A 6159-nucleotide genomic window follows, 5' to 3' on the forward strand; every position below is an offset into this window, starting at 1 on the left:
TCTCTGTCCAGAGAATCCAGCGATACCAGCGCCGGCAAGCGACCGATCAACTCCGGAATCAAGCCGAATTTCATCAAATCATGCGGTTCCAAATCGCGGAGAATCGTACCGATGTCTTTTTCTGTATTAGACTTGATCTGCGCACCAAATCCCATGCTGCTCTTCGTGGTGCGGTTCTCAACAATCTTTTCCAAACCGTTGAACGCACCGCCGCAGATAAACAGGATGTTGGTCGTATCAATCTGAATAAACTCCTGATGCGGATGCTTGCGGCCGCCCTGCGGCGGAACGTTGGCAACAGTGCCTTCCAGCATCTTCAGCAGTGCCTGCTGAACGCCCTCACCGCTTACATCACGGGTAATGGAGGCATTTTCACTCTTACGTGCGATTTTATCAATTTCATCGACATAGATGATGCCGCGCTGCGCGCGCTCTACATCGAAATCCGCTGCCTGAATCAGACGCAGCAGAATATTCTCTACGTCTTCGCCGACATAGCCAGCTTCTGTCAATGTCGTCGCATCTGCAATCGCAAACGGAACCTCCAGCGTCTTAGCCAAGGTCTGTGCCAGCAAAGTCTTACCGGAACCAGACGGACCGACGAGGAGAATATTGCTCTTCTGAAGCTCTACGCCATCATCCGAGCCTTTGAAAATACGCTTGTAGTGATTATATACCGCAACACTCAGCGCAATCTTCGCGCGATCCTGTCCAATGACATACTGATCGAGCGTTTCCTTCAGCTCACGCGGTGTCGGAAGCTTCTCCGGACCCGTTTCAGCCTTCATAACGGGAGCCGTCGGCGTATCTTCCTCATATCCGAATTCTTCATCCAGAATACTCTGGCAGATCTCGATGCATTCATTGCAGATGTAGACGTTCGGTCCTGCAATCAGTTTATGCACACTGGACTGGGGCTTTCCGCAAAACGAGCAGCGAATCTCGTGCTTATCGTCGTTTCGTGCCATAATACACCTCGAATTTTCCAATCCCTGCCGTAAGGTAGGGATTATAATGTCGAATCACCGGAACGACTGCACGTTCCAGCCATTCCGGTGATCGCGTTCTTTTTATCTGTGAACCATAACCTCGTCAATCAGGCCATATTCCTTTGCCTGCTCCGCATACATGAAGTTATCACGCTCGGTATCACGAGCAATTTCTTCGATAGACTTGCCCGTGTTCTTTGCAAGGATTTCGTTCAGCTTATTTCTGGTGCGAACCAGATGATCCGTATGGATCTTGATGTCAGTCGCCTGACCCGACAGACCATTTCCGCCAATCAGCGGCTGGTGAATCATGATTTCACTGTTCGGCAGAGCAAAACGCTTGCCCTTGGTGCCGGAAGACAGCAGGAATGCGCCCATAGACGCTGCCATTCCGATACAAATCGTGGATACATCGCACTTGATGTACTGCATGGTATCATAGATTGCCATACCGGATGTGATGGAACCGCCAGGAGAATTGATGTAGAACTGAATGTCCTTATCCGGATCCTGTGCTTCCAGATACAGCAGCTGTGCTACAACGAGCGAAGCGGTTGTATCGTTGACATCCTCAGAAAGCATGATAATGCGGTCATTGAGCAGTCGAGAAAAAATGTCATAAGAGCGTTCACCGCGATTGGTCTGCTCTACTACATAAGGGACTAAACTCATAAAATATTCCTCCTTCCCTTTCGGGGGTATGTAACGCCGGAGGGGATTTGAATTACTCTTACTCTGCGTCAGCTGCCGGAGCTACTGCTACAGCGTTCTCCTTCAGCATGTCGAGGGTCTTCTGGGTGGTCAGGTCAGACTTGACAGACTCAACCGGAACGTACTGCTTAACCTGCTCGTCCTTCAGGCCATAAGCCTCTGCCAGTCTCTTGTACTCAGCCTCGATCTCGTCCTCAGACGGCTCGATGTTCTCCAGCTCGGAGATCTTCTTCAGAGCCAGCTGAACCTTTACCTGACGCTCAGCCTGATCGCGGAAGATGTTGCGGAAGGATGCCATATCCATGCCCATCTGCTTTACATAGTCTTCCAGAGAGATGCCCTGAGACTGGATGCGGTAGCCGTAATCCTGCATTACGTTGTCCAACTGTGCCTCGAACATTGCTTCCGGAATGTCAGCTTCCAGAGTCTCCAGAACCTTGTCCAGAATCTTCTCCTCGAAGTTGCGGTCAGCAGCATTCTTCTTGGACTCTGCGATCTTCTTCTCGGTGTCCTGCTTCAGCTCTTCCAGAGTCTCGAACTCGGAAACGTCCTTAGCGAACTCGTCGTCGATCTCCGGCAGGATGGTCTCCTGAACAGACTTTACGGTGCACTTGAATACAGCCGGCTTGCCTGCCAGCTCAGCAGCCTGATACTCTTCCGGGAAGGTAACGTTTACGTCGCAGGACTCGCCAGCGGACTTGCCAACCAGCTGATCCTCAAAGCCCGGGATAAAGGTGCCGGAACCCAGCTTCAGGCTGTAGTCCTCGCCCTTGCCGCCTTCAAATGCTTCGCCATCAACAAAGCCCTCGAAGTCGATAACTACGGTGTCGCCGTTCTGTGCCGGACGCTCAGCGGTCTCGGTGCTTGCGTCACGCTCAGCCAGACGGTTCAGCTCAGCATTTACGTCGTCCTCAGATACGGAATCGTCAGCGCGCTCAGCCTCGATGCCCTTGTACTCGCCAACGGAAACTTCCGGGTAAACCGGTACGGTGAAGATAAAGTCGAAACCGTTGTCAAAGTTCTCCAGAGACTCGTCGATCTTTACATCGCCCTGGCCAACCGGCTCGATGCCAGCAGCCTCAAGAGCCTGCGGATACATCTCCGGGTACAGGTTGTTGATTGCATCGTTTACAAAGAAATCCTTGCCGTACAGGCGCTCGATTACCTTACGAGTTGCCTTGCCCTTACGGAAGCCCGGAATCTGAAACTGATTCTTGTTCTTCTTGTAAGCAGCTTCCTTTGCCTTATCTAATTCTTCAGCAGATACTGCAACAGTCAGCTTAACCTGGCTGTGCTCCAGCTTTTCGGTATTCTTGAGTTCCATATTAAATGACTCCTCCTAAATATATGTCCAATCTATTTTATCAGATAGTTGGCTTTTTGGCTACAATTTTTTCTATTTTTTTAGCAGTACGGGCATAAAATCAATATAATCTCCGGAAACCAGCCGAAAATTGATGTCTTCGTGGATGCCGGTGACTGCATAACGCAGGCTGTCCGAGTGCAAATGCCCATAAATACACTGCTTGACCTGATACTGATGCATCAAGTCGATAATCTCTCCACAGCGAAAACTCGTGAAGATTGGCGGATAATGCAGGAAGCAGTAAATCTCCTCTGCGCCCTGCGCTTGCGCGGCCTGAAACGAGTGTTCCAACCGGAGCAGCTCCCGCCGAAAGATCTTCTCGTCGTGACTTTCCTTGAAATCTTCCTCGTAAAACCAACCGCGTGTTCCACAAATACCAATATTATCATAAATGAAACAATTATTAAAGAGGAAATCAATATTTTTTATCTGATTTTCTTCAAAAAATCGTTTCATCTTCTTTACCGTGCACCACCAGAGGTCATGATTGCCTTTTCCGATGATCTTTTTTCCTGGCAAATCCGATAAAATCTGAAAGTCCGGCAGGCTCTGTTGGAGATTGATTCCCCAAGAAATATCTCCGCCAATGACCACGGTGTCCTCCGGCTGGATGACCGCCCGCCAGTTCTTCTGAATCTTCTCCATGTATCCCTGCCATTTGCCGCCGAAGATGTCCATTGGCTTTTGGACACCGGCAGACAAATGCAGATCTGCAATCGTATACAGCGCCATGGATTAAATCTGTCCCAGCAGGTCCACGGTATTCAGAATATTCTCACGGTCAATGACCAGATCAAAGCGCGGCTTGAGACCAGCCAGTGCTGCAAGCGGAGCCGGAATCGGCGCGCCGGTCATGTCATGCAGCTGATCGAGCAGCTCGGTGCCATCGCTGGTAACCGTACCGCCCAGTGCAGAGATGACACTCTGGCAGAACTTAAACGGGCTTGCCGTCGAAGCAATCACAGTCGGTGTCTTGTCTCCGGTGCGTGCCTGATAATCCTCGTAGACCTTCACAGCAACCGCAGTATGTGTATCCGCCAGATACTTCTTCTCGTCAAACAGCTTGGCAATAGTCTGCTTGGTCTGCGCATCATCACAGAAGCCGCCTTCAAACTGGCTGCCAATCTTGGCAAAGACGTCTGCCGGAACAGAATACTTGCCGTTTTCCTTGAGCTGCTGCATCAAATCGGCAACCATAGCATCATTATATCCCGAAACCAAGAACAGTAAACGCTCCAAGTTGCTGGAAATCAAAATGTCCATCGACGGAGAAATTGTAGTATGGAACGGACGATTTCTGTCATAGGTGCCGCCAGACTGGAAGAAATCTGTCAGCACATTGTTTTCATTGGAAGCACAAATCAGCTTGGCAATCGGAATGCCCATCTGCTTAGCAAAGTATGCTGCCAAAATATTGCCGAAGTTTCCGGTCGGCACACAAACATTGATCGGATCGCCCATCTGAATGTCACCGCGGTTGAGCATGTCGCAGTATGCAGAGACATAATACGCAATCTGCGGTGCCAGACGTCCCCAGTTGATGGAGTTTGCAGAAGACAGCGTCATGCCCTGCTCATCCAGCTTGCGAATGGAATCTTTATCGGTAAAGATCTTCTTCACCGCGCTCTGTGCGTCATCGAAATTGCCGCGAATCGCACAAACCTGCACGTTGTTGCCGCGCTGCGTCACCATTTGCAGCTTTTGAATCGTGCTGACGCCGTCTACCGGATAGTAAACCATAATCTTGGTGCCTTCTACGTCAGCAAAGCCGTCAAGAGCCGCCTTGCCGGTATCGCCGGATGTAGCAACCAAAATGCACGCGGTGCGCTGCTCTCCGGTCTTTTTCAGAGAGGCAGTCAGCAGATGCGGCAGCATTTGCAGTGCCATATCCTTGAATGCGCAGGTCGGACCATGCCACAGCTCGAGAATATACTTGCCATCCTCCAGCTTTACCAGCGGAGCTGTATCCGAGCCGCCGAACTTTTCATCCGCATAGGCGCGGGCAGCAAACTGCTCTAATTCCTCCGCAGAAAAGTCGGTCAGAAAGCGTCCCAGAATGTCAGCACTTCTGCCGCGGTAATCTTTCTTGCACAGAGCAGAAATATCCTCTGCTGTCAGCTGCGGAATCTCTGTCGGGCAGTACAGACCGCCATCCGGTGCAATGCCAGTGGCAATCGCTTTTGCTGCGCTGACGCTCAGCTTTTTATCTCTTGTGCTTACATAATTCATGAGTTGAAAACCTCCTGCGTATTTCGCTATCGTTAAAAGTTCGTCTGTACGAACCGAGATGCATTGTCATACAGGAAACCAGCAATTTGCTGTTCCGAATAATTTTTTCTTGCCAGTGCTTCTGCCAGCTGGGCAATGCCGGTCATATCAGAAATGCCGTTTGGAAACCGATCACAGCCGTCCCAATCCGCACCGATGCACAGATTGTCTGCACCGCCCAATTCGCAAAAATGTTCGATGTGACGCACGACAGCATCGCAAGATGCTGTTCTTCGATGGGTGACAAACGGAACATAAAAGTTCATGCCCACCAATCCGCCGCGCCGAATGATCTCTCGAAATTGTTCATCCGTCAAATTGCGCGGATGATTACAAATTTTTCTGCTGTTAGAGTGAGTCGCTAATATTGGGGCGTCAATGCAGCTCGCCAAGTCCCAAAATCCTTTGGCAGACAAATGGGAGACATCCAAATAGACGCCGTTCTCCGTCAAGGTCTTTGCGAGATGTTTTCCCGCCGGTTTGAGTCCCGCCGCGTCATCTGTAGACGCGCCGCAGCCATATACCGAGTCAAAATTCCATGTCAGCGTGACAATCTTCACACCTGCCTGCAATGCCGCTTGTAAATCCCCTTCTGTTTGCAGCAGTTCTGCGCCCTCGATGGACAAAAACGCCGCTGCTTGCCGCTGCGCTTGCGCTGCGAGAAAATCTGCCGCATTTTTGCAATGACGCAAACGCGAACCGCAGGCAGAAAATGCATGTTTCGCTGTGCGAAGCATCCGCGTCAATCGTTCATGCGCATCCTCCGGCGATACAACCGGTTGATAGCCGCAAAACAGGGCAAATACCTGCGCATACTGTTCCAGA

The 6159-nt window shown here is 50.6% G+C and carries 6 protein-coding genes; all 6 read right to left on the bottom strand.

What is annotated here, in order from left to right:
* Nucleotides 1-968, bottom strand: a 968-nt coding sequence (gene clpX / locus ACR0P9_RS06475) for an ATP-dependent protease ATP-binding subunit ClpX (protein WP_432618440.1), incomplete at its 3' end; no start/stop codon positions are given.
* A gap of 102 nt (nt 969-1070) precedes the next feature.
* A complete protein-coding gene (gene clpP / locus ACR0P9_RS06480) occupies nt 1071-1661 on the bottom strand; it encodes an ATP-dependent Clp endopeptidase proteolytic subunit ClpP (RefSeq protein ID WP_432618442.1) in 591 nt (196 codons plus the stop codon).
* 58 nt (nt 1662-1719) lie between these two features.
* Complete coding sequence (gene tig / locus ACR0P9_RS06485; RefSeq protein WP_432618444.1) at nt 1720-3024, bottom strand: trigger factor; 1305 nt, start codon at nt 3022-3024, stop codon at nt 1720-1722.
* Between the two features lie 72 nt (nt 3025-3096).
* Nucleotides 3097-3798 (bottom strand): metallophosphoesterase, encoded by a 702-nt coding sequence (locus ACR0P9_RS06490; RefSeq protein WP_432618446.1) that lies wholly within the window; start codon nt 3796-3798, stop codon nt 3097-3099.
* A 3-nt stretch (nt 3799-3801) separates the two neighbouring features.
* Nucleotides 3802-5295, bottom strand: coding sequence for a threonine synthase (thrC, locus tag ACR0P9_RS06495; protein WP_432618448.1), 1494 nt, complete (start codon nt 5293-5295; stop codon nt 3802-3804).
* Between the two features lie 32 nt (nt 5296-5327).
* Nucleotides 5328-6159: dipeptidase (locus tag ACR0P9_RS06500; RefSeq protein ID WP_432618450.1), on the bottom strand; the 832-nt coding region annotated here is incomplete at its 5' end.

The organism is Butyricicoccus sp. (assembly GCF_050872565.1).
Taxonomy (GTDB): domain Bacteria; phylum Bacillota; class Clostridia; order Oscillospirales; family Butyricicoccaceae; genus Butyricicoccus_A.

What these genes read in the sequence shown, in the direction of transcription:
- tig (WP_432618444.1), bottom strand. Translation starts at nt 3,024, where the DNA reads ATGGAACTCAAGAATACCGAAAAGCTGGAGCACAGCCAGGTTAAGCTG.
- ACR0P9_RS06490 (WP_432618446.1), bottom strand. Translation starts at nt 3,798, where the DNA reads ATGGCGCTGTATACGATTGCAGATCTGCATTTGTCTGCCGGTGTCCAA.
- thrC (WP_432618448.1), bottom strand. Translation starts at nt 5,295, where the DNA reads ATGAATTATGTAAGCACAAGAGATAAAAAGCTGAGCGTCAGCGCAGCA.
- clpP (WP_432618442.1), bottom strand. Translation starts at nt 1,661, where the DNA reads ATGAGTTTAGTCCCTTATGTAGTAGAGCAGACCAATCGCGGTGAACGC.